Below are 22,720 nucleotides of genomic sequence, written 5' to 3'. Positions count from 1 at the left end.
GATGACTACCCAGGCTGTTTCTGGACGCCGTTATTTCACTAAGGCATGGCTGCTGGAACAAAAATCGCTGATTGCCCTGCTGGTGCTGATCGCGATTGTCTCCACCATGAGCCCGAACTTTTTTACCGTTAATAACCTGTTCAACATTCTTCAGCAGACTTCCGTCAACGCCATTATGGCGGTAGGGATGACGCTGGTGATTTTGACGTCGGGTATCGACCTGTCCGTCGGTTCCCTGCTGGCGCTCACCGGCGCGGTTGCCGCTTCAATTGTAGGGATTGAAGTCAACGCGCTGGTGGCCGTAGCAGCGGCGCTGGCGCTGGGTGCCGCAATTGGTGCTGTCACCGGAATGATTGTGGCGAAAGGCCGCGTGCAGGCGTTTATTGCTACCCTGGTGATGATGCTGCTGCTGCGCGGTGTGACCATGGTCTACACCAACGGCAGCCCGGTTAACACCGGCTTCACCGACAATGCCGATCTGTTTGGCTGGTTCGGTATCGGCCGCCCGCTGGGTATCCCGACGCCGGTCTGGATCATGGGTCTGGTGTTCCTGGCGGCGTGGTACATGCTGCATCACACCCGTCTCGGTCGCTATATCTATGCTCTGGGCGGTAACGAAGCGGCAACGCGTCTGTCCGGTATCAGCGTCAATAAAGTCAAAATTATCGTCTACTCCCTGTGCGGCCTGCTGGCCTCGCTGGCGGGCATTATCGAGGTGGCTCGTCTCTCCTCTGCCCAGCCAACGGCGGGTACCGGTTATGAGCTGGACGCCATCGCTGCGGTGGTGCTCGGCGGTACCAGCCTGGCGGGGGGTAAAGGTCGTATCGTGGGGACGCTGATCGGTGCGCTGATCCTTGGCTTCCTGAACAATGGTTTGAATTTGTTAGGTGTTTCTTCCTATTACCAGATGATCGTCAAAGCGGTAGTGATTTTGCTGGCGGTACTGGTAGACAACAAAAAACAGTAACTGACGACACTACAGGACATCTTTGATATGAACATGAAAAAACTGGCTACCCTGGTTTCTGCTGTCGCGCTGAGCGCAACCGTGAGTGCAAACGCCATGGCGAAGGACACCATCGCGCTGGTGGTTTCTACCCTGAACAACCCGTTCTTCGTCTCCCTGAAGGATGGCGCGCAGAAAGAAGCCGACAAACTGGGCTACAACCTGGTGATCCTGGACTCCCAGAACAACCCGGCGAAAGAGCTGGCTAACGTGCAGGACTTAACCGTTCGTGGCACCAAAATTCTGCTGATCAACCCGACCGATTCCGATGCGGTAGGTAACGCCGTGAAGATGGCAAACCAGGCAAACATCCCGGTGATCACCCTGGACCGTCAGGCGTCTAAAGGCGAAGTGGTCAGCCACATTGCCTCTGATAACGTGCTGGGCGGCAAAATCGCCGGTGACTATATCGCTAAGAAAGCGGGTGAAGGCGCCAAAGTTATCGAACTGCAGGGCATCGCCGGGACTTCCGCAGCGCGTGAGCGTGGTGAAGGCTTCCAGCAGGCCGTTGCGGCCCACAAATTCAACGTGCTGGCCAGCCAGCCGGCAGATTTCGACCGTACTAAGGGTCTGAACGTGATGCAGAACCTGCTGACCGCTCACCCGGACGTTAAAGCGGTATTCGCACAGAACGATGAAATGGCGCTGGGCGCGCTGCGTGCCCTGCAGACCGCCGGTAAATCTGATGTGATGGTGGTTGGATTTGACGGCACGCCTGATGGTGAAAAAGCGGTAAACGATGGCAAACTGGCTGCGACCATTGCTCAGCTTCCGGAGCAGATCGGCGCGACTGGCGTGCAGACTGCTGACAAAGTGCTGAAGGGCGAGAAAGTTCAGGCCAAATACCCTGTTGACCTGAAACTGGTCATCAAGCAGTAATATGCGATTCAGGCAGCTCCCGGCTGCCTGAGGGACAATATATAAAGAAAAGCGTGGCATACGCCACCGGGTAACTCCGGTGGCGCTCTCTGATGGACACTTCAATGATGAAAACCGCAGGTAAGCTCGTCGTCCTTGGCAGTATTAATGCCGATCACATTCTTAACCTTGAGGCTTTCCCGACGCCGGGCGAGACCGTAACGGGTCATCGCTATCAGGTCGCCTTTGGCGGCAAGGGCGCAAACCAGGCGGTCGCAGCCGGACGCAGCGGTGCCAACATCGCCTTTATCGCCTGTACCGGCGATGACGATACCGGTGAGCGCGTGCGTAAACAGCTGGCAAGCGACAACATCGATATTGCACCGGTCAGTGTGGTGGAAGGCGAATCAACCGGCGTGGCGCTGATTTTCGTCAACGCGGAAGGTGAGAATGTCATCGGTATTCATGCGGGTGCCAATGCGGCGCTAACGCCGGAACGCGTGGTGGCGCAACAGGCGCGTATCGCCGATGCCGACGCCCTGCTGATGCAGCTGGAATCGCCGGTAGAAAGCGTGCTGGCGGCGGCAAAAATTGCCCATGAAAATCATACCACTGTCGTACTTAATCCCGCGCCTGCCCGTGTATTATCAGACGAGCTGCTGGCGCTGGTGGATATCATCACCCCTAACGAAACCGAAGCCGAAAAGCTGACGGGCATTCGCGTTGAAAACGATGACGATGCGGCGCGCGCGGCGAAAGCCCTGCACCAGAAAGGCATCGGTACGGTCATCATTACCCTTGGCAGCCGTGGCGTATGGGCCAGCGTTGAGGGAGAAGGTCGTCGCATTCCCGGCTTTAAGGTGAAAGCTGTCGATACCATCGCGGCGGGCGATACCTTTAATGGTGCGCTGGTCACGGCGCTGCTGGAAGGTGAGCCGCTGGACACCGCGATCCGTTTTGCCCATGCGGCGGCGGCCATTGCGGTAACGCGCCCTGGCGCACAGCCTTCTGTACCATGGCGCAATGAGATCGATGAATTTTTCAGTCAGCAGAGGTAGCGTTTGGCCACAATGAAAGATGTCGCCCGCATGGCGGGCGTCTCTACTTCGACGGTCTCCCATGTCATTAATAACGATCGCTTCGTCAGCGAGGCGATCCGGGAGAAGGTTGAAGCCGCAGTTAAATCCCTCAATTATGCACCTTCCGCCCTGGCGCGCAGTCTGAAGCTCAACCAGACCCGCACCATTGGCATGCTCATCACCGCCAGTACCAACCCCTTTTACTCTGAGCTGGTGCGCGGCGTGGAGCGCAGCTGTTTTGAGCGCGGCTACAGCCTGGTGCTCTGCAATACCGAAGGCGACGAGCAGCGCATGAACCGTAACCTGGAGACGCTGATGCAAAAGCGCGTCGACGGGTTATTACTCCTGTGTACCGAAACGCATCAACCCTCACCCGAGATTATGCAGCGTTACCCTTCCGTTCCCACGGTGATGATGGACTGGGCACCGTTCGACGGTACCAGCGACCTGATTCAGGATAACTCGCTGCTGGGCGGGGACATGGCGACACAGCATCTGATTGATAAGGGCCATACCCGCATCGCCTGTATTACCGGTCCGCTGGATAAAACCCCTGCCCGCCTGCGGCTGGAGGGCTTTCTGGTCGCGATGGCGCGCGCCGGTCTGCCTGTGCCTGACGGCTATCAAATTACCGGTGACTTTGAATTCAGCGGCGGGTTTGAGGCGATGCAGTCGTTACTGGCGCAGAAAGATCGCCCGCAGGCGGTCTTTATCGGTAACGATGCGATGGCGGTGGGAGCTTATCAGGCGCTCTATCAGGCGGGACTCCGTGTCCCGGATGATATCGCCGTGGTGGGGTATGACGATATCGAACTGGCGCAGTATATGACGCCGCCGCTCACCACCATTCATCAGCCAAAGGATGAACTGGGCGAGCTGGCGATTGACGTGTTAATCCATCGAATCGCCCAGCCCGGGCTGCAACAACAGCGGCTGCAGCTTACTCCTGTTCTGATGGAACGCGGGTCGGTTTAGGTTTGTGCCGTTCTTTGATGAGGTTACGACCATCTTTCGGTTTTAACAGCATAAAGACCAGGGCAGAAACCACCGTTAGCACGCCCATGGTGATAAAGGTGGAGTGGAACTGTTCGACAGTGTTGTTACTGTCGAACCCTTCGTAAAAACGCAATACCGCCGCACTGACCGCAACCCCCAGACTGATCGACAGCTGCTGCGTGACTGCCAGCATGCTGTTACCGCCGCTGGCGTTCTCGTCGCTGAGGTCGGCAAGGGTAATGGTGTTCATTGAGGTGAACTGGATGGACATTGCCATCCCCAGTACAAACAGCGGCAGGATCAGCATCCACACCGGCAGCGCTGCCGACTGGAGTGAAAATTGCGCAATCATCACGCCGATAAACACCGTCACCCCGACCAGCGTCCGGCGGTATCCCAGGCGGCGTAACAGCTGGGTCACGCCGGATTTAGCCAGGATCGACCCCACCGCCGTGGGCGCCATCATGCAGCCCGCAATCAGCGCCGGATAACCGAACCCGACCTGCAACATCAGCGGCATCAGGAAAGGAACACAGCCGGTACCCAGGCGTGAAGCGATATTTCCGGCAATGCCTACCGAGAAGGTGCGCGTGTTAAACAGCGAGAGTGAAATCAGCGGCGTAGGATGGCGGCGCGCATGACGTATATAAAGAAGAAAAAGAACAATACCGCTGAAGATGATGGAGACGGCCAGCCAGGTCGCCACCACTTTCTCACCGAACAACTCCATGCCGCTGGAAAACAGTACCAGGCTCAGACCAAACAGGAAGAACCCGCCCATATCGAATTTGCGCCGCGGGGTGGTGAAGTTCGGCATAAATTTGCGTGCATAGAAAATACCGGCGATCCCAATAGGAATATTAATGAGGAATATCCAGTGCCAGCTGGCCCAGGTAACCAGCACGCCCCCCAGCACCGGACCGAGGATCGGCCCGACCAGACCGGGCATGGTGACGAAGTTAAGCACCGGCAACAGTTCGCTGCGCGGATAGGCCCGTAACAGCGCCAGGCGCGCAACCGGCATCATCATCGCACCGCCAACCCCCTGAATTACCCGGAACACAACCAGTTCACCCAGCGAACTGGATAGTGCGCAGGCCAGTGAGCCCAGCGTAAACAAGGTGACCGCCAACATAAAAACACGCCGCGTGCCAAAGCGATCGGCCAGCCAGCCGCTTACCGGGATCAGCATCGCAACGGTAAGGGTATAGCTGATGATGGCCGACTGCATTGCCAGAGGAGAACGGTTAAGGCTTTCGGCAATCGCCGGGAGAGCGGTATTAAGGATGGTGGCGTCCAGCGCCTGCATAAAGAAAGCCATTGCCGCGATCCATGGCAAACCCGCCATGCTGCGTGCTTTTTTTACTGTCATTCGATTTCCTGTTGTTTGTTGCTACCGTGTCGGTGTGGCAAGCAGTGCCTGGCTGGCCGTCATGGCGCGCAGCCCGTCGCTATCCTGAATGGCATCAACGATAGCCTGGTGTAAATCCAGCTTCACCACCTCGTCCTGAGTAATAGACGTAAAGTAGGTGTGATAGACAGAGTGAAAGAGCGAGGCAAAAGAGGTCAGAAACGGATTACCGCTCATCTCATAGATATGCTCGTGCCAGGCCATATCTACTTCTATCCAGCGTTCCCGGTTAAAGTGCTTCTTCAGATGCACCATCTCATCCATCAGGGTATTTAACCGCGCTTTCTGCTCTGCCGTTCCGATCGTGGCGGCCAGCAGACAGGCCTGCGGCTCCAGGCTGCTGCGCATGACCAGGAAATGGTCGATGACCTGATGGAAGTTGTCTTCCGTCATCCACCAGGAGAGTAACTCCTGATCGAGAAAGTTCCAGTTGCCCTGCGGCATAACGCGCGTACCGATGCGCGGACGGGGAAGTACCATCCCTTTCGCGGTTAAGGTTTTTACAGCTTCACGCACGGCGGTTCGGCTCACGCCAAACTGCTCACCCAGTTCCAGTTCGCCCGGCAGGATACTGCCTGGCAGATATTCACCCGCCAGGATCCGCTGTGCCAGCTTTTCTGCCAGCACATAGGAGAGGTTTTTTTGTGCCGCCAGCTGTTGCGCGCTCAAAGGCATAACGCATATTCCTTGATTCTTAATGCTAGTAAGTATGCCATCTGCAGGATAGTTGTGGTTGGTAAAACGACAATTAGCGCAATTTCTGGCTAAAAGATGGGGCTTTTGGTGAAAAAAAGCACGGTTGATTAGTTTTTTTAAATTTACTCTTGTCACCGCCGAAGAACTCCCTATAATGCGCCTCCACTGACACGGAACAACGGCGAACAAGCCGCCGGGTCAGCAGAGAAAAGCGTGAAATTATCGCTTGACTCTGGAAGAGGAAAGCGTAATATACGCCACCTCGCAACGGTGAGCGAAAGCCGCGTTGCACTGCTCTTTAACAATTTATCAGACAATCTGTGTGGGCACTCAAAGTGACATGGATTCTTAATGTCTTCGGACAATAAATGAATACCAAGTCTCTGAGTGAACATACGTAATTCATTACGAAGTTTAATTCACGAGCATCAAACTTAAATTGAAGAGTTTGATCATGGCTCAGATTGAACGCTGGCGGCAGGCCTAACACATGCAAGTCGAGCGGTAGCACAGGGAGCTTGCTCCTGGGTGACGAGCGGCGGACGGGTGAGTAATGTCTGGGAAACTGCCTGATGGAGGGGGATAACTACTGGAAACGGTAGCTAATACCGCATAATGTCGCAAGACCAAAGAGGGGGACCTTCGGGCCTCTTGCCATCAGATGTGCCCAGATGGGATTAGCTAGTAGGTGGGGTAATGGCTCACCTAGGCGACGATCCCTAGCTGGTCTGAGAGGATGACCAGCCACACTGGAACTGAGACACGGTCCAGACTCCTACGGGAGGCAGCAGTGGGGAATATTGCACAATGGGCGCAAGCCTGATGCAGCCATGCCGCGTGTATGAAGAAGGCCTTCGGGTTGTAAAGTACTTTCAGCGAGGAGGAAGGCGGTGAGGTTAATAACCTCATCGATTGACGTTACTCGCAGAAGAAGCACCGGCTAACTCCGTGCCAGCAGCCGCGGTAATACGGAGGGTGCAAGCGTTAATCGGAATTACTGGGCGTAAAGCGCACGCAGGCGGTCTGTCAAGTCGGATGTGAAATCCCCGGGCTCAACCTGGGAACTGCATTCGAAACTGGCAGGCTAGAGTCTTGTAGAGGGGGGTAGAATTCCAGGTGTAGCGGTGAAATGCGTAGAGATCTGGAGGAATACCGGTGGCGAAGGCGGCCCCCTGGACAAAGACTGACGCTCAGGTGCGAAAGCGTGGGGAGCAAACAGGATTAGATACCCTGGTAGTCCACGCCGTAAACGATGTCGACTTGGAGGTTGTTCCCTTGAGGAGTGGCTTCCGGAGCTAACGCGTTAAGTCGACCGCCTGGGGAGTACGGCCGCAAGGTTAAAACTCAAATGAATTGACGGGGGCCCGCACAAGCGGTGGAGCATGTGGTTTAATTCGATGCAACGCGAAGAACCTTACCTACTCTTGACATCCAGAGAACTTAGCAGAGATGCTTTGGTGCCTTCGGGAACTCTGAGACAGGTGCTGCATGGCTGTCGTCAGCTCGTGTTGTGAAATGTTGGGTTAAGTCCCGCAACGAGCGCAACCCTTATCCTTTGTTGCCAGCGGTTAGGCCGGGAACTCAAAGGAGACTGCCAGTGATAAACTGGAGGAAGGTGGGGATGACGTCAAGTCATCATGGCCCTTACGAGTAGGGCTACACACGTGCTACAATGGCGCATACAAAGAGAAGCGACCTCGCGAGAGCAAGCGGACCTCATAAAGTGCGTCGTAGTCCGGATTGGAGTCTGCAACTCGACTCCATGAAGTCGGAATCGCTAGTAATCGTAGATCAGAATGCTACGGTGAATACGTTCCCGGGCCTTGTACACACCGCCCGTCACACCATGGGAGTGGGTTGCAAAAGAAGTAGGTAGCTTAACCTTCGGGAGGGCGTTTACCACTTTGTGATTCATGACTGGGGTGAAGTCGTAACAAGGTAACCGTAGGGGAACCTGCGGTTGGATCACCTCCTTACCTTAAAGAACCTGCCTTTGTAGTGCTCACACAGATTGTCTGATGAAAAGTAAAAAGCAAGGCGTCTTGCCGAAGCAGACTTCAGTGTCCCCTTCGTCTAGAGGCCCAGGACACCGCCCTTTCACGGCGGTAACAGGGGTTCGAATCCCCTAGGGGACGCCACTTGCTGGTTTGTGAGTGAAAGTCACCTGCCTTTATATCTCAAAACTAACTCTCTGAGTTACGTTTGAGATATTTGCTCTTTAAAAATCTGGATCAAGCTGAAAATTGAAACGACATGCCCTGTCTGTTCTCCGTAATAAGAGCAGATGAGCGGTGTGTCAGAGTCTCTCAAATTTTCGCAATCAGAAGTGAAACATCTTCGGGTTGTGAGGTTAAGCGACCAAGCGTACACGGTGGATGCCTAGGCAGTCAGAGGCGATGAAGGACGTGCTAATCTGCGATAAGCGTCGGTAAGGTGATATGAACCGTTACAGCCGACGATTTCCGAATGGGGAAACCCAGTGTGTTTCGACACACTATCGTTAAGTGAATACATAGCTTAACGAAGCGAACCAGGGGAACTGAAACATCTAAGTACCCTGAGGAAAAGAAATCAACCGAGATTCCCCCAGTAGCGGCGAGCGAACGGGGAGCAGCCCAGAACCTGAATCAGCGTATGTATTAGTGGAAGCGTCTGGAAAGTCGCAGGGTACAGGGTGATACTCCCGTACACAAAAATACATGCACTGTGAGTTCGAAGAGTAGGGCGGGACACGTGGTATCCTGTCTGAATATGGGGGGACCATCCTCCAAGGCTAAATACTCCTGACTGACCGATAGTGAACCAGTACCGTGAGGGAAAGGCGAAAAGAACCCCGGCGAGGGGAGTGAAAAAGAACCTGAAACCGTGTACGTACAAGCAGTGGGAGCACCCTTGTGGTGTGACTGCGTACCTTTTGTATAATGGGTCAGCGACTTATATTCTGTAGCAAGGTTAACCGTATAGGGGAGCCGAAGGGAAACCGAGTCTTAACTGGGCGTTAAGTTGCAGGGTATAGACCCGAAACCCGGTGATCTAGCCATGGGCAGGTTGAAGGTTGGGTAACACTAACTGGAGGACCGAACCGACTAATGTTGAAAAATTAGCGGATGACCTGTGGCTGGGGGTGAAAGGCCAATCAAACCGGGAGATAGCTGGTTCTCCCCGAAAGCTATTTAGGTAGCGCCTCGTGAATTCATCTCCGGGGGTAGAGCACTGTTTCGGCTAGGGGGCCATCCCGGCTTACCAACCCGATGCAAACTGCGAATACCGGAGAATGTTATCACGGGAGACACACGGCGGGTGCTAACGTCCGTCGTGAAGAGGGAAACAACCCAGACCGCCAGCTAAGGTCCCAAAGTCATGGTTAAGTGGGAAACGATGTGGGAAGGCACAGACAGCCAGGATGTTGGCTTAGAAGCAGCCATCATTTAAAGAAAGCGTAATAGCTCACTGGTCGAGTCGGCCTGCGCGGAAGATGTAACGGGGCTAAACCATGCACCGAAGCTGCGGCAGCGACACTATGTGTTGTTGGGTAGGGGAGCGTTCTGTAAGCCGTCGAAGGTGTGCTGTGAGGCATGCTGGAGGTATCAGAAGTGCGAATGCTGACATAAGTAACGATAAAGCGGGTGAAAAACCCGCTCGCCGGAAGACCAAGGGTTCCTGTCCAACGTTAATCGGGGCAGGGTGAGTCGACCCCTAAGGCGAGGCCGAAAGGCGTAGTCGATGGGAAACAGGTTAATATTCCTGTACTCGGTGTTACTGCGAAGGGGGGACGGAGAAGGCTATGTTGGCCGGGCGACGGTTGTCCCGGTTTAAGCATGTAGGCGGAGGTTCCAGGTAAATCCGGAGCCTTACTAACGCTGAGGTGTGATGACGAGGCACTACGGTGCTGAAGCAACAAATGCCCTGCTTCCAGGAAAAGCCTCTAAGCATCAGGTAACATCAAATCGTACCCCAAACCGACACAGGTGGTCAGGTAGAGAATACCAAGGCGCTTGAGAGAACTCGGGTGAAGGAACTAGGCAAAATGGTGCCGTAACTTCGGGAGAAGGCACGCTGATATGTAGGTGAAGCCCCTGCGGGTGGAGCTGAAATCAGTCGAAGATACCAGCTGGCTGCAACTGTTTATTAAAAACACAGCACTGTGCAAACACGAAAGTGGACGTATACGGTGTGACGCCTGCCCGGTGCCGGAAGGTTAATTGATGGGGTTAGCGGCAACGCGAAGCTCTTGATCGAAGCCCCGGTAAACGGCGGCCGTAACTATAACGGTCCTAAGGTAGCGAAATTCCTTGTCGGGTAAGTTCCGACCTGCACGAATGGCGTAATGATGGCCAGGCTGTCTCCACCCGAGACTCAGTGAAATTGAAATCGCTGTGAAGATGCAGTGTACCCGCGGCAAGACGGAAAGACCCCGTGAACCTTTACTATAGCTTGACACTGAACACTGGTCCTTGATGTGTAGGATAGGTGGGAGGCTTTGAAGCGTGGACGCCAGTCTGCGTGGAGCCATCCTTGAAATACCACCCTTTAATGGCTGGTGTTCTAACGTAGACCCGTAATCCGGGTTGCGGACAGTGTCTGGTGGGTAGTTTGACTGGGGCGGTCTCCTCCTAAAGAGTAACGGAGGAGCACGAAGGTTAGCTAATCCTGGTCGGACATCAGGAGGTTAGTGCAATGGCATAAGCTAGCTTGACTGCGAGAGTGACGGCTCGAGCAGGTGCGAAAGCAGGTCATAGTGATCCGGTGGTTCTGTATGGAAGGGCCATCGCTCAACGGATAAAAGGTACTCCGGGGATAACAGGCTGATACCGCCCAAGAGTTCATATCGACGGCGGTGTTTGGCACCTCGATGTCGGCTCATCACATCCTGGGGCTGAAGTAGGTCCCAAGGGTACGGCTGTTCGCCGTTTAAAGTGGTACGCGAGCTGGGTTTAGAACGTCGTGAGACAGTTCGGTCCCTATCTGCCGTGGGCGCTGGAGAATTGAGGGGGGCTGCTCCTAGTACGAGAGGACCGGAGTGGACGCATCACTGGTGTTCGGGTTGTCATGCCAATGGCACTGCCCGGTAGCTAAATGCGGAAGAGATAAGTGCTGAAAGCATCTAAGCACGAAACTTGCCCCGAGATGAGTTCTCCCTGAGCCTTTAAGGCTCCTGAAGGAACGTTGAAGACGACGACGTTGATAGGTCGGGTGTGTAAGCGCAGCGATGCGTTGAGCTAACCGATACTAATGAACCGTGAGGCTTAACCTTACAACGCCGAAGCTGTTTCGGCGGATTTGAGAGATTTTCAGCTGATACAGATTATTCACTGCGCCTGCGGGTGGGGTGACAACAGAATTTGCCTGGCGGCTGTAGCGCGGTGGTCCCACCTGACCCCATGCCGAACTCAGAAGTGAAACGCCGTAGCGCCGATGGTAGTGTGGGGTCTCCCCATGCGAGAGTAGGGAACTGCCAGGCATCAAACACGCGAAAGCCCATCCTCACGGATGGGCTTTTTGCGTTGCGCCGGGAAACCCGCCGGGCGGCGGCTGCGCCTTACCCGGCCTACAATACCTTCATCCACTGCAGGATGAAATCAACCATCCCCTCCGCATCATTGATATCTAATACCGGTACCTGAAGCGACAGTGGAGCGTCACTCCCCACCGCGATAACGTGATCATCAAGCGTCAACTCATTAATATCATGCCCGGTATCGCTTCTGAAAAGCAGGATCTTTGCCACCGCCTCATGCTTAAAACCTTCCACCAGTACCAGATCCAGCTTCGAATGATCCATCCGACTGATGAGATAAGCCAGATCGATCTCCTCTTCGGCGGGTGTTTCCGTCATTAAGGCCCATCGCTGACTGCTGGCAACGAGGGTTTGTGCCGCACCGGCCTTACGCAGTTCGTAGCTGTCCTTCCCGGGAGTATCGACATCCATGTTGTGGTGGGTATGTTTGATAAGCCCCGGACGAATACCTCTGGCACAGAGTGCCGGAATGATGGCCTTTAACAGGGTGGTTTTCCCCGTACCGCTCCAGGCGGCAATCGCTAAAACGGGTATCATTTGTGCCTCTGAATAGTTTGTATCTCTTCGAGTGTATTCATATTAATAAATGCCTGTTTCATATCGCTAAATTCAACGGAATGCCCACCTACCTGGCGCATAAAGACCATCACACGGCGCTCGCCAGCGGCTAAATAGCTCTCTAATACCGGCATCAGCTGGCGATGCATTAATGCAATGGTTGGATGATCGCGATCGCCGTCATGCGCCCAGACTACAGGTGCCGTTTCCCTGTATTTAACCAGCCGCTCAGCCAGGCAATCCGGGATAAAGGGTGTATCACAAGGGCAAAACAGGAACCATTCCGCATCGCTCTGCTGCATAACCGAAAGTATGCCCGCCAGTGGTCCGGGGTAATCAGCCAGCAGATCCGCGTAAACGGGATACCCGCTTTCCTGATAAGTGGCGATATTGCGGTTGGCACTCACTACGAGTGTACTGACCTGCTTATGCAGCGTTCGCGCAACATGCTGCCATAACGGCAGGCCGTTCAGCTCCTGCAAGCCCTTATCTTTTCCTCCCATACGGGACGCCTTGCCTCCGGCTAATATCACCCCGGTGATGCTGCTTATCTGGCTCAACAATATCGTCTCTTTTCTTGTGGGATTGACCCTGCTAACGTGTCACTCTAAATGAAAGGAGCATTACCATGAAATGTAAACGTCTGAACGAAGTTATTGAACTCCTCCAGCCAGCCTGGCAGAAAGAGCCAGAACTTAACCTGGTGCAATTTTTACAGAAACTGGCGCAGGAGTCAGGTTATGACGGTGAACTGGCCGACCTTTCTGATGACATCCTGATCTATCACCTGAAAATGCGTGATTCCGGAAAAGATGCGGTTATCCCGGGGATCCAGAAAGATTACGAAGAAGATTTCAAAACCGCACTGCTGCGCGCGCGTGGCGTAATTAAAGAGTAAAAGCTTGTAAGAGGCACCACCGTAAACGCCGTTAAATGATATCCTCAATCATTCGTATAATTTCCGGATGATCGGATGAACGACCAGGCTTTTACTTTCCAGACCTTACACCCGGATACCATTATGGATGCGCTGTTTGAACAGGGCATCCGGGTGGACTCAGGCCTGACTCCATTAAACAGCTATGAGAACCGCGTCTACCAGTTTCAGGACGAGGATCGCCGGCGCTTTGTGGTGAAATTTTACCGCCCGCAGCGCTGGTCAGCTGAACAAATTCAGGAAGAGCATCAGTTCGCTCTCGACCTGGTGGCCGATGATGTTCCCGTCGCCGCTCCTCTTAAATTCAATAATCAGACGCTGCTGACACACCTGGGTTTTTATTTTGCTGTCTTCCCCAGCCTCGGTGGCCGGCAATTTGAAGCCGATAATATCGATCAGATGGAGTGGGTTGCCCGCTATTTAGGGCGCATTCATCAAACAGGGCAGAAAAGCGCATTTACCGCGCGCCCTGGCATCGGCATTCAGGAATATTTGCTCGAACCGCGACAGGTATTTGAAACGTCCACGCTCATCCCTTCCGGGCTGAAGGCACAATTCCTTGCCGCAACGGATGGCTTAATTAACGCCGTCATACCGCGCTGGGATAACAACGTACAAACGCTGCGTTTGCATGGTGATTGCCATGCCGGAAATATTCTCTGGCGTGATGGGCCATTATTTGTCGATCTCGATGATGCGCGAATGGGACCAGCCATTCAGGATCTCTGGATGCTGCTGAATGGCGATAAAGCCGAACAGCGGATGCAGCTGGAGACGATTATCGAGGCCTATGAAGAGTTCAGTTCTTTTGATTCAGACGAAATTGCATTAATCGAACCTTTACGCGCCATGCGTTTTGTTTATTATCTTGCATGGTTAATCAGGCGTTGGGACGACCCCGCTTTTCCCAGAAACTTCCCGTGGCTTACCGGGGAAGATTACTGGCGTAACCAGATATCCACATTTATTGAACAGGTAAAGGTTCTGCAGGAACCCCCTTTGCAATTAACGCCAATGTATTAATCGAACACACCCAGGAGAGAGTTGATCATGAAAAAAATATGGCTGGCGCTGGCAGGTATGATTCTGGCTTTTAGCGCATCGGCTGCACAGTTCACCGATGGCAAGCAGTATATTACCCTCGACAAACCGGTTGCCGGAGAACCTCAGGTCCTTGAGTTCTTCTCATTTTACTGCCCGCACTGCTATGAGTTCGAGCAGGTTCTGCACGTTTCCGATAGCGTGAAGAAAAAGCTGCCGGAAGGCACCAAGATGACCAAGTATCACGTTGAGTTCCTTGGCCCGTTGGGCAAAGACCTGACTCAGGCATGGGCCGTTGCGATGGCGCTTGGTGTGGAAGACAAAATTACTGCGCCGATGTTTGAAGCGGTTCAGAAAACCCAGACCGTTCAGACCACTGCCGATATCCGTAAAGTATTTGTTGATGCCGGCGTTAAAGGCGAAGAATACGATGCAGCCTGGAATAGCTTTGTCGTGAAATCCCTGGTGGCTCAGCAGGAAAAAGCTGCTGCCGATCTGGAGCTGCGCGGCGTGCCAGCCATGTATGTTAACGGCAAATATCAGCTGAATATGCAGGGTATGGATACCAGCAGCATGGACATCTTTGTCCAGCAATATGCCGATACAGTGAAGTATCTGGTTGAGAAGAAGTAATAAAGAAAACGCCGGTCAATGACCGGCGTTTTTGTATTCCGCTTTAATCGTGTTTATCAGCGCGTCTTTCTCACTCCAGAGCGTATTCAGCCAGAGCTGGAAACGTCGTTTAAAGTTCTTATCACTGACATAGTCCCCGTGTAATTCCTCCGCCACAGGCACCAGATTAATACGCACCACGATCCGGGTTAACTTGCCGCTGAGCATATCGTAAAACGGCGTCTTATCGTTTTCGGGATAGCAGAGCGTCACGTCCAGTAATTTATCGAACTGTTGACCCAGCACGTTAAGCGCCATGGCGATCCCGGCCGCTTTGGGCGGCAGCAGGTTGGCATAGGGAGAGCGGGTTTGCTGCTGCTTCACTTCGGTAAAGCGAGAGCCTTCGACAAAGTTGACAATCGTGGTAGGGTGCGCGCGAAACTTCTCGCACGAGCGGCGGGTCGTTTCAACATCTTTACCACGGCGCTCAGGATGACGAATCAGATAGCTACGCGAATAGCGTTTCATGAAAGGCATATCCAGCGCCCAGCAGGCCAGGCCAATAAAGGGCACCCAGGCAAGCTGCTGCTTAAGAAAATATTTATTCATCGGGATATGTTTGCGGAACAGCACGCACAACACCACGATATCGGCCCAGCTATGGTGGTTGCAGATCAGCAAATACCAGTTTTTCTTGTTAAGCCCTTCCAGACCCTGAACATCCCATTTCAGATGCGGGTTAAGACGCAGTAGTACCGCCAGGCCTTCGCACCAGCAGTACATCATAAAGTTGCAGAAGGCAGAGACAGCACGCCAGACGACGGGGATCGGCAATAGCAGTTTAATTATTCCGGCGATGATGATCGGCACAGAACAGGCGATGGTGACCAGAATAGTTAATGCGATACTTAACAGGAGTATGATCGCAGCCAGCAGTCTAGACATGATGAATGTTTTCAGGTAGTTAGCTATAATTAGCGCCTGATAAACAGACACCGGGCGCTGATTTTACCAGAAAACGTTCTAAGGATGGCGCTTTTACCTGGCGGGAATTCTGAATTGCATACCCGGTGGAGAAAAATCCTGTGGCGCAGATCCAGCTTGGCTTATATCCACATGGAGTAAATTGTCATCAATCAGCAATATGAGATCGCGATCAAATTATAAATTATTGATTATTAAAATTTAATATTATTTCAACGATCGTCAGATAGCACATTTAGTCCAGGCCGCAGAAACTACTCACAAACTTATCCACAGATTTTATTTGCGAGCGATCCTCAGGATCGCAAAATCTTTGGCTGTATTGGCCGCGAAAAACTGATGTTTTCATCCTTCTGTGGCATCCTTTATCCATAAATTACTCAAAGGCACGGACATTATGGTTCAGATCCCCGAAAATCCGCTTATTCTCGTCGACGGTTCGTCTTACCTCTATCGGGCGTATCATGCGTTTCCTCCGCTGACCAACAGCGCGGGAGAGCCTACGGGCGCAATGTATGGCGTGCTGAACATGCTGCGTAGCTTGATCCTGCAGTATCAGCCGAGCCATGCCGCCGTAGTCTTCGATGCGAAAGGCAAAACTTTCCGGGATGAGCTGTTTGAACATTACAAATCCCATCGCCCACCGATGCCGGACGATCTGCGCGCGCAGATTGAACCCCTGCATAAGATGGTGAAAGCGATGGGGCTGCCTTTAATGGCCGTCTCTGGCGTGGAAGCGGACGATGTGATCGGTACGCTGGCGCGGGAAGCCGAAAAGCTGGGTCGCCCAGTGTTGATCAGTACCGGTGATAAAGATATGGCGCAGCTGGTTACGCCGGGGATCACCCTGATTAACACCATGACCAATACTATCCTCGGCCCGGAAGAGGTGGTGACAAAGTATGGCGTGCCGCCGGAGCTTATCATCGACTTCCTCGCCCTGATGGGTGACTCCTCCGATAACATCCCGGGCGTGCCGGGCGTAGGCGAGAAGACGGCCCAGGCTCTGCTGCAGGGGTTGGGTGGGCTGGATACGCTGTATAGCGAGCAGGATAAAATTGCCGGGTTAACCTTCCGCGGTGCCAAAACCATGGCCGCTAAGCTTGAGCAAAACAAAGAGGTGGCGTACCTCTCCTATCAGCTGGCGACCATTAAAACCGACGTTGAACTGGATCTGACCTGCGAGCAGCTGGAAGTGCAGCAGCCTGCCGCCGAAGAGCTGTTGGGCCTGTTTAAGCAGTATGAATTCAAACGCTGGATAACCGATCTTGAAGCGGGGAAATGGCTGCAGGCGAAAGGGGCTAAACCGGCGGCTAAGCCGAAAGAGACGCTGGTGATCGATGCAGAAGAGGAGCCGGAAGAAGAAGCCAGCGTTCTCTCTTCTGAACATTACGAAACCATCCTCGATGAAGCACAGCTGCAGGTCTGGATTGAAAAATTAAAGCAGGCGCCGGTGTTCGCTTTTGATACCGAAACCGACAGTCTCGATAATGTCTCCGCCAATATGGTGGGTCTCTCCTTCGCCACTGAGCCTGGCGTTGCCGCCTATGTGCCGGTCGCCCACGACTATCTGGATGCGCCTGAACAGATCGCCCGCGAGCGCGTTCTCGAGCTCCTCAAGCCGATCCTTGAAGACGACAAAGCACTCAAGGTGGGGCAAAACCTGAAGTTCGATCGCGGCATCCTGCAGAACTACGGCATTGAGCTGCGGGGCATTGCGTTCGATACCATGCTGGAGTCCTATATCCTCGACAGCGTGGCCGGTCGTCACGATATGGATTCGCTCTCCGATCGCTGGCTGAAGCACAAAACCGTCACCTTTGAAGAGATTGCGGGTAAGGGCAAGAATCAGCTGACGTTTAACCAGATTGCTCTGGAAGAGGCGGGACACTATGCGGCAGAAGATGCCGACGTTACGCTGCAACTGCATTTAAAGATGTGGCCAAAGCTGCAAAAACACGCCGGGCCACTGAACGTGTTCCAGAATATCGAGATGCCGCTGGTGCCGGTTCTGTCCCGGATTGAGCGCAACGGCGTCAGGATCGACCCGGCTGTGCTGCATAAGCACTCGGAAGAGATCGCGTTGCGCCTGAACGAACTCGAGCAAAAAGCGCATGAGATCGCCGGCGAGCCGTTTAATCTCTCATCCACCAAGCAGCTGCAGACCATCCTGTTTGAAAAGCAGGGCATTAAGCCGCTGAAGAAGACGCCGGGCGGGGCGCCGTCCACTTCCGAAGAGGTGCTGGAGGAATTGGCACTGGACTATCCGCTGCCAAAAGTGATCCTGCAATACCGCGGGCTGGCCAAGCTGAAATCGACCTACACCGATAAGCTGCCGTTGATGATCAACCCGAAAACGGGTCGCGTGCATACCTCCTATCATCAGGCAGTGGCGGCTACCGGGCGACTGTCCTCAACCGATCCTAACCTGCAAAATATTCCGGTGCGTAATGAAGAGGGGCGTCGTATCCGTCAGGCGTTTATTGCGCCGCAGGACTACGTCATTGTCTCTGCTGACTACTCACAGATTGAACTGCGTATTATGGCGCACCTGTCCCGGGATAAGGGACTGTTAACCGCCTTTGCGGAAGGACAGGATATCCACCGGGCCACGGCGGCCGAAGTGTTTGGCATGTCACTTGAGAGTGTCACCGGGGAACAGCGCCGGAGCGCAAAAGCGATCAACTTTGGTCTGATCTACGGTATGAGCGCATTTGGTCTCTCCCGTCAGCTCAACATTCCGCGTAAAGAGTCGCAGAAGTATATGGATCTCTATTTCGAACGCTATCCGGGCGTGCTGCAGTACATGGAGACCACCCGCGCCCAGGCGAAAGAAAAAGGCTATGTCGAAACGCTGGAAGGACGCCGCCTCTATCTGCCGGATATCAAATCCAGCAATGCCGCCCGCCGTGCCGGTGCCGAGCGTGCAGCAATCAACGCCCCGATGCAGGGGACGGCGGCAGATATCATTAAGCGTGCAATGATCGCCGTTGATGCCTGGCTGGAGAAGGAGCAGCCGCGGGTTCGTATGATCATGCAGGTACACGATGAACTGGTGTTCGAAGTGCACAAAGACGATCTGGAAGCCGTCTCGAAAAAGATCCATGAACTGATGGAGAATACCGTGAAGCTGGATGTACCGTTGCTGGTGGAAGTGGATAGCGGAGAAAACTGGGATCAGGCTCACTAACTCTTTATGGGATATGACCTGTTTTTGTAAGTAAGCAACATATCCATGAACGTTTTGTGATGATCATTAGAATTCCCTATGTAAAGAATGAAAAAAAACTACAAAAAGTGCTTTGTCTATAGTCTAAAACAGAGTAGAGTTATTCACGTAGGGTACAGAGGTAAGATGTTCTATCTTTCAGACCTTTTACTTCACGTAATCGGATTTGGCTGAATATTTTAGCCGCCCCAGTCAGTAATGACTGGGGCGTTTTTTATTGCGGCAAAGTAAAATTCAGCGCAAAAAAAAGCGCGGACATCGCCGCGCTTATTATCACTCTTCCGCTTCTGTTGCGGGTTCCAGCTCGCTGTACCAGTGATCCAGCTTCTCACGCAGTTTATCCACGCCGAGTTTCTTCAGCGAAGAGAAGGCTTCAACCTGGATGTCGCCGTTGAATGCCAGAACCGCTTCACGCACCATATTCACCTGCGCTTTACGCGCGCCGCTGGCCAGCTTGTCGGCTTTGGTCAGCAGTACCAGCACCTGGATCCCGCTTTCGACGGCCCAGTGGATCATCTGCTGATCAAGATCTTTAAGCGGATGGCGAATATCCATCAGCACGACCAGACCTTTCAGGCACAGGCGTTTTTCCAGATATTCACCCAGGGCGCGCTGCCACTTGATTTTCATCTCTTCCGGAACTTCGGCGTAGCCATAGCCTGGCAGGTCAACCAGGCGCTTGCCTGGCGCAACTTCGAACAGGTTAATCAGCTGGGTACGGCCAGGCGTTTTAGAGATACGGGCCAGGCTTTTCTGATTGGTCAGGGTATTCAGAGCGCTGGATTTCCCCGCGTTGGACCGGCCAGCAAATGCCACTTCAAGACCCGTATCAGCGGGTAAATGGCGAATATCAGGCGCACTAAGGACAAAATGCGTCTGGTGATAATTCAGGTTGGTCACGTGGTTGTCTCCAGAAATTCGTAACGTTGGGGGGATTATACCTGAACAGAGAGAAAAGGCTTTTCCCATCGGCAATGCGGCTGTAAGTAAAAACCATGAGCTTTGTAAGAGATCTGCCCTTTTTACTATGGGAGATTTAAGAAAAATCGCAGGGTGTTAAAAAATCAAAACTATTAAAATCAGCCTATTAACGCTTAGTCTTAATCTGAAAGTCGCGCGTAAGTCGCGTGAGTGGGTTGTAGGTTTTGCCTGACAGCGTAAAGTAACGTTCAACGGCGAGGATGCCGAGAGGAACCGGACTTAAGGATAAGGGTCAGGAGCGCCAGGAGGCGAAGACACAGGATTGTCAGGAAGACGCACGCCTCGGAGGCGTTGAAAAGGGAAAAGGACCTATCACGGACGGTACCTGCTAACGGAAAAACAGGGTTAGTTGTCAGCAAACAGGGATTGTCAGACCCATAACGGGTTGTGAGTCAGGAAAAAAGGCGACAGATTGCTCTGTCGCCTTTTTTCTTTGCTTGCTTTCTGCTAGATTTCGCCGCAATTCTATACTGAAGAAAACGAGTTAAAGACAAAACAACATGAAAAAACCGACCTCCGCTGCAGGCGCTAAACGTCCAGCAAAAGCACGCCGCAAAACGCGCGAAGAACTGAATCAGGAAGCGCGCGATCGCAAACGCGATAAAAAGCATCGTGGTCATGCTGCCGGCAGCCGCGCGAGTGGCGGTGACTCATCCGGCGCGTCTGCGAAAAACAAGCAGCAGAAAGACCCGCGTATCGGCAGTAAAACACCTGTTCCATTAGGCGTGACCGATGCCCCGGTCACCAGGCAGCACAAACCCAAGAGCGAGAAACCTATGCTTTCACCGCAGGCTGAGCTGGATTTGCTGGAGAATGATGAGCGCCTGGACGCGCTGCTGGAACGTCTTGAAGAGGGTGAAACCCTGAATGCTGAAGAGCAGTCATGGGTGGATGCCAAACTGGACCGCATTGATGAGCTGATGCAGAAGCTTGGCCTCTCTTACGACGATGAAGAGGAAGAGGAAGAAGAAGAGAAGCAGGAAGACATGATGCGCCTGCTGAAAGGTGGAAACTAACATTTGCACCCGGCAGGCTTTATCGTCCTGCTTATAACCCTTCCGGTTATATGTTATCTGGTGTGGTTATTCGTTAAACTACGGCGGTTGTCGCGGCGACAGAAGTGGCTGCGCACCCGATTCATGGCCCGCACAGGGGCCAGAACGGGCCGCCGTATACGAACGCGACACCAACGGAAGGAGTGAACATGTCTGTACCAACCATCGACTGGGATCTGGCTCTGATCCAAAAATATAACTATTCCGGGCCGCGTTATACCTCTTATCCAACCGCGCTGGAGTTTTCCGACGCCTTCGGTGATAGCCATTTTCAGCAGGCAGTTGCGCGTTACCCTGACCGCCCGCTCTCTCTGTATGTTCATATCCCGTTCTGCCACAAGCTCTGCTACTTCTGCGGCTGCAATAAAATTGTGACCCGCCAGCAGCACAAAGCGGATCAGTATCTGGATGCGCTTGAGCAGGAGATCCTGCATCGCGCGCCGCAGTTTGCCGGTCGGCATGTCACCCAGCTCCACTGGGGCGGTGGTACGCCGACCTACCTGAATAAAGCGCAAATCAGCCGTTTAATGGCGCTGCTGCGTGGCAACTTTAATTTCAACCATGATGCCGAAATCTCGATCGAGGTTGATCCGCGTGAAATTGAGCTGGATGTACTGGATCACTTACGCACGGAAGGGTTCAACCGCCTGAGTATGGGCGTGCAGGACTTCAACAAAGAGGTTCAGCGCCTGGTCAACCGCGAGCAGGATGAAGAGTTCATTTTTGCTCTGTTAAATCACGCGCGGGATATTGGCTTCACCTCGACCAATATCGATCTGATTTATGGCCTGCCAAAGCAGACGCCAGAAAGCTTTGCCTTTACGCTGAAGCGCGTGGCAGAGCTTAACCCGGATCGCCTGAGCGTCTTCAACTATGCGCATCTGCCGACGCTGTTTGCTGCCCAACGCAAAATCAAGGATGCCGACCTGCCTTCCGCCCAGCAAAAACTGGATATTCTGCAGGAAACCATCACCTCTCTGACCGAGACCGGCTACCAGTTTATCGGCATGGATCACTTCGCCCGTCCGGATGACGAGCTGGCTATTGCTCAGCGTGAAGGGGTACTGCACCGCAATTTCCAGGGTTACACCACCCAGGGTGATACGGATCTGCTGGGGATGGGCGTTTCGGCCATCAGCATGATTGGCGACTGCTATGCCCAGAACCAGAAAGAGTTGAAGCACTATTATCAGCAGGTGGATGAAACCGGCAACGCTCTGTGGCGCGGCATCGCGTTAACCCGCGACGACTGTATCCGCCGGGACGTGATAAAAGCGCTGATCTGCAACTTCCGCCTCGACTTCAGCGAGGTTGAAGCGCAGTGGGATCTGCAGTTTAGCGATTACTTTGCGGAAGACCTGAAGCTGCTGGCGCCGCTGGCAAAAGATGGGCTGGTGGATGTCACGGAGCGTGCGATTGAGGTCACGCCGAAGGGGCGTCTGTTGATTCGTAATATCTGCATGTGCTTCGACGCCTATTTGCGTCAAAAAGCGCGTCTGCAGCAGTTCTCGCGGGTGATTTAAGGCGTACCGAAGTAAGTAGGCCGGGTAAGGCGTAGCCGCCACCCGGCAAACCCTCTAACTAAACAACCCAACCAGCGCCGCACACAGCACAGCTGCAATGGCCGCCTGTGGCGTATGTCCCGCTGCTGCGCTGGCTTCGACGCCGCCAGACAAGATTGTAACGATAGATTCCAGCATGATGATCCCCCCGTTTTCCCGGGCAAGATAATACTTAACTCATCGGAACAGTAAAGCGC

Annotated in this window: 17 protein-coding genes, 1 tRNA gene, 3 rRNA genes and 1 pseudogene; 15 read left to right on the top strand and 7 right to left on the bottom strand. The window is 53.5% G+C overall.

All coding sequences use genetic code 11. The annotated features are described in order from the left end of the window. Position 1: 1 nt before the first annotated feature. The 4 genes from rbsC to rbsR all read left to right on the top strand — a co-directional run bounded on the left by rbsC (position 2) and on the right by rbsR (position 3,918). Positions 2-967 carry a ribose ABC transporter permease gene (rbsC, locus tag ES815_RS09740; RefSeq protein WP_106995525.1) on the top strand — a complete coding sequence of 322 codons (966 nt, stop codon included), beginning with the start codon at positions 2-4 and terminating at the stop codon, positions 965-967. Between the two features lie 27 nt (positions 968-994). Further along, positions 995-1,885, top strand: coding sequence for a ribose ABC transporter substrate-binding protein RbsB (gene rbsB / locus ES815_RS09735; protein WP_032615470.1), 891 nt, complete (start codon positions 995-997; stop codon positions 1,883-1,885). Between the two features lie 107 nt (positions 1,886-1,992). Continuing rightward, positions 1,993-2,922 carry a ribokinase gene (gene rbsK / locus ES815_RS09730; protein ID WP_142490037.1) on the top strand — a complete coding sequence of 310 codons (930 nt, stop codon included), beginning with the start codon at positions 1,993-1,995 and terminating at the stop codon, positions 2,920-2,922. A gap of 3 nt (positions 2,923-2,925) precedes the next feature. Next, a complete protein-coding gene (gene rbsR, locus ES815_RS09725; protein WP_142487628.1) occupies positions 2,926-3,918 on the top strand; it encodes a ribose operon transcriptional repressor RbsR in 993 nt (330 codons plus the stop codon). On the opposite strand, the gene mdtD is transcribed toward rbsR, so the two are convergent. Continuing rightward, on the bottom strand, positions 3,884-5,311 hold the full coding sequence (gene mdtD, locus ES815_RS09720; RefSeq protein WP_142487627.1) for a multidrug transporter subunit MdtD: 1,428 nt from the start codon (positions 5,309-5,311) through the stop codon (positions 3,884-3,886). The two genes, rbsR and mdtD, sit on opposite strands and share 35 nt — an antisense overlap. A gap of 21 nt (positions 5,312-5,332) precedes the next feature. After that, entirely contained in the window at positions 5,333-6,025 is a 693-nt protein-coding gene (locus ES815_RS09715; RefSeq protein WP_142487626.1) for a FadR/GntR family transcriptional regulator, read from the bottom strand. Between the two features lie 457 nt (positions 6,026-6,482). Here ES815_RS09715 and ES815_RS09710 point away from each other — a divergent pair. The 4 genes from ES815_RS09710 to rrf all read left to right on the top strand — a co-directional run bounded on the left by ES815_RS09710 (position 6,483) and on the right by rrf (position 11,507). After that, positions 6,483-8,022: ribosomal RNA gene (locus ES815_RS09710) — 16S ribosomal RNA — on the top strand. Positions 8,023-8,108: 86 nt separating this feature from the next. Next, positions 8,109-8,184 (top strand) — tRNA-Glu (locus ES815_RS09705). Positions 8,185-8,394: 210 nt separating this feature from the next. Beyond that, positions 8,395-11,300: ribosomal RNA gene (locus tag ES815_RS09700) — 23S ribosomal RNA — on the top strand. A gap of 91 nt (positions 11,301-11,391) precedes the next feature. Next, positions 11,392-11,507 (top strand): 5S ribosomal RNA (rrf, locus tag ES815_RS09695). Together the 16S, 23S and 5S rRNA genes with 1 tRNA gene alongside form the textbook arrangement of a ribosomal RNA operon. A gap of 87 nt (positions 11,508-11,594) precedes the next feature. Here rrf and mobB read toward each other — a convergent pair. After that, positions 11,595-12,101: a molybdopterin-guanine dinucleotide biosynthesis protein MobB gene (mobB, locus tag ES815_RS09690; RefSeq protein ID WP_142487625.1), complete on the bottom strand. Its 507-nt coding sequence runs from the start codon at positions 12,099-12,101 to the stop codon at positions 11,595-11,597. Then, a complete protein-coding gene (mobA, locus tag ES815_RS09685) occupies positions 12,098-12,625 on the bottom strand; it encodes a molybdenum cofactor guanylyltransferase MobA (RefSeq protein WP_260609689.1) in 528 nt (175 codons plus the stop codon). Before mobA ends, mobB begins: the two co-directional genes overlap by 4 nt. A 125-nt stretch (positions 12,626-12,750) precedes the next feature. Between mobA and ES815_RS09680 the strand changes: the two genes are divergently transcribed. From ES815_RS09680 to dsbA, 3 genes are all read left to right on the top strand, one after another. Next, on the top strand, positions 12,751-13,020 hold the full coding sequence (locus tag ES815_RS09680) for a YihD family protein (RefSeq protein ID WP_142487623.1): 270 nt from the start codon (positions 12,751-12,753) through the stop codon (positions 13,018-13,020). A gap of 75 nt (positions 13,021-13,095) precedes the next feature. Then, positions 13,096-14,082, top strand: a complete 987-nt coding sequence (locus tag ES815_RS09675) for a serine/threonine protein kinase (protein ID WP_142487622.1) — start codon at positions 13,096-13,098, stop codon at positions 14,080-14,082. Positions 14,083-14,109: 27 nt separating this feature from the next. Further along, entirely contained in the window at positions 14,110-14,733 is a 624-nt protein-coding gene (gene dsbA / locus ES815_RS09670) for a thiol:disulfide interchange protein DsbA (RefSeq protein ID WP_142487621.1), read from the top strand. Positions 14,734-14,748: 15 nt separating this feature from the next. On the opposite strand, the gene ES815_RS09665 is transcribed toward dsbA, so the two are convergent. After that, positions 14,749-15,657, bottom strand: a complete 909-nt coding sequence (locus tag ES815_RS09665) for an acyltransferase (protein WP_142487620.1) — start codon at positions 15,655-15,657, stop codon at positions 14,749-14,751. 436 nt (positions 15,658-16,093) lie between these two features. On the opposite strand from ES815_RS09665, the gene polA reads away from it, so the two are divergent. Further along, positions 16,094-18,886 carry a DNA polymerase I gene (polA, locus tag ES815_RS09660; protein WP_142487619.1) on the top strand — a complete coding sequence of 931 codons (2,793 nt, stop codon included), beginning with the start codon at positions 16,094-16,096 and terminating at the stop codon, positions 18,884-18,886. Between the two features lie 312 nt (positions 18,887-19,198). On the opposite strand, the gene yihA is transcribed toward polA, so the two are convergent. Further along, positions 19,199-19,825 (bottom strand): ribosome biogenesis GTP-binding protein YihA/YsxC, encoded by a 627-nt coding sequence (gene yihA, locus ES815_RS09655; RefSeq protein WP_142487618.1) that lies wholly within the window; start codon positions 19,823-19,825, stop codon positions 19,199-19,201. 281 nt (positions 19,826-20,106) lie between these two features. On the opposite strand from yihA, the pseudogene ES815_RS24135 reads away from it, so the two are divergent. The 3 genes and pseudogenes from ES815_RS24135 to hemN form a co-directional block, all read left to right on the top strand. Then, positions 20,107-20,214: pseudogene (locus ES815_RS24135) on the top strand (hypothetical protein); the annotation flags it as partial. 192 nt (positions 20,215-20,406) lie between these two features. Then, positions 20,407-20,922, top strand: a complete 516-nt coding sequence (gene yihI, locus ES815_RS09650) for a Der GTPase-activating protein YihI (protein WP_142487617.1) — start codon at positions 20,407-20,409, stop codon at positions 20,920-20,922. Between the two features lie 188 nt (positions 20,923-21,110). Next, positions 21,111-22,484 (top strand): oxygen-independent coproporphyrinogen III oxidase, encoded by a 1,374-nt coding sequence (hemN, locus tag ES815_RS09640; RefSeq protein ID WP_142487616.1) that lies wholly within the window; start codon positions 21,111-21,113, stop codon positions 22,482-22,484. Between the two features lie 54 nt (positions 22,485-22,538). Here the strand turns inward: hemN and ES815_RS09635 are convergent, their stop codons facing one another. Beyond that, positions 22,539-22,661: a YshB family small membrane protein gene (locus tag ES815_RS09635; RefSeq protein ID WP_142487615.1), complete on the bottom strand. Its 123-nt coding sequence runs from the start codon at positions 22,659-22,661 to the stop codon at positions 22,539-22,541. Positions 22,662-22,720: the final 59 nt, after the last annotated feature.

This window comes from Leclercia adecarboxylata, from assembly GCF_006874705.1.
GTDB classification, from domain to species: domain Bacteria; phylum Pseudomonadota; class Gammaproteobacteria; order Enterobacterales; family Enterobacteriaceae; genus Enterobacter; species Enterobacter adecarboxylatus_C.
Note: the sequence above shows the minus strand (reverse complement) of the source record. Positions and strands in the feature narration are given on the sequence as shown.

What these genes read in the sequence shown, in the direction of transcription:
- rbsC (WP_106995525.1), top strand. Translation starts at nt 2, where the DNA reads ATGACTACCCAGGCTGTTTCTGGACGCCGTTATTTCACTAAGGCATGG.
- rbsB (WP_032615470.1), top strand. Translation starts at nt 995, where the DNA reads ATGAACATGAAAAAACTGGCTACCCTGGTTTCTGCTGTCGCGCTGAGC.
- rbsK (WP_142490037.1), top strand. Translation starts at nt 1,993, where the DNA reads ATGAAAACCGCAGGTAAGCTCGTCGTCCTTGGCAGTATTAATGCCGAT.
- mdtD (WP_142487627.1), bottom strand. Translation starts at nt 5,311, where the DNA reads ATGACAGTAAAAAAAGCACGCAGCATGGCGGGTTTGCCATGGATCGCG.
- ES815_RS09715 (WP_142487626.1), bottom strand. Translation starts at nt 6,025, where the DNA reads ATGCCTTTGAGCGCGCAACAGCTGGCGGCACAAAAAAACCTCTCCTAT.
- mobB (WP_142487625.1), bottom strand. Translation starts at nt 12,101, where the DNA reads ATGATACCCGTTTTAGCGATTGCCGCCTGGAGCGGTACGGGGAAAACC.
- mobA (WP_260609689.1), bottom strand. Translation starts at nt 12,625, where the DNA reads ATGGGAGGAAAAGATAAGGGCTTGCAGGAGCTGAACGGCCTGCCGTTA.
- ES815_RS09680 (WP_142487623.1), top strand. Translation starts at nt 12,751, where the DNA reads ATGAAATGTAAACGTCTGAACGAAGTTATTGAACTCCTCCAGCCAGCC.
- ES815_RS09675 (WP_142487622.1), top strand. Translation starts at nt 13,096, where the DNA reads ATGAACGACCAGGCTTTTACTTTCCAGACCTTACACCCGGATACCATT.
- dsbA (WP_142487621.1), top strand. Translation starts at nt 14,110, where the DNA reads ATGAAAAAAATATGGCTGGCGCTGGCAGGTATGATTCTGGCTTTTAGC.
- ES815_RS09665 (WP_142487620.1), bottom strand. Translation starts at nt 15,657, where the DNA reads ATGTCTAGACTGCTGGCTGCGATCATACTCCTGTTAAGTATCGCATTA.
- polA (WP_142487619.1), top strand. Translation starts at nt 16,094, where the DNA reads ATGGTTCAGATCCCCGAAAATCCGCTTATTCTCGTCGACGGTTCGTCT.
- yihI (WP_142487617.1), top strand. Translation starts at nt 20,407, where the DNA reads ATGAAAAAACCGACCTCCGCTGCAGGCGCTAAACGTCCAGCAAAAGCA.
- hemN (WP_142487616.1), top strand. Translation starts at nt 21,111, where the DNA reads ATGTCTGTACCAACCATCGACTGGGATCTGGCTCTGATCCAAAAATAT.
- ES815_RS09635 (WP_142487615.1), bottom strand. Translation starts at nt 22,661, where the DNA reads ATGCTGGAATCTATCGTTACAATCTTGTCTGGCGGCGTCGAAGCCAGC.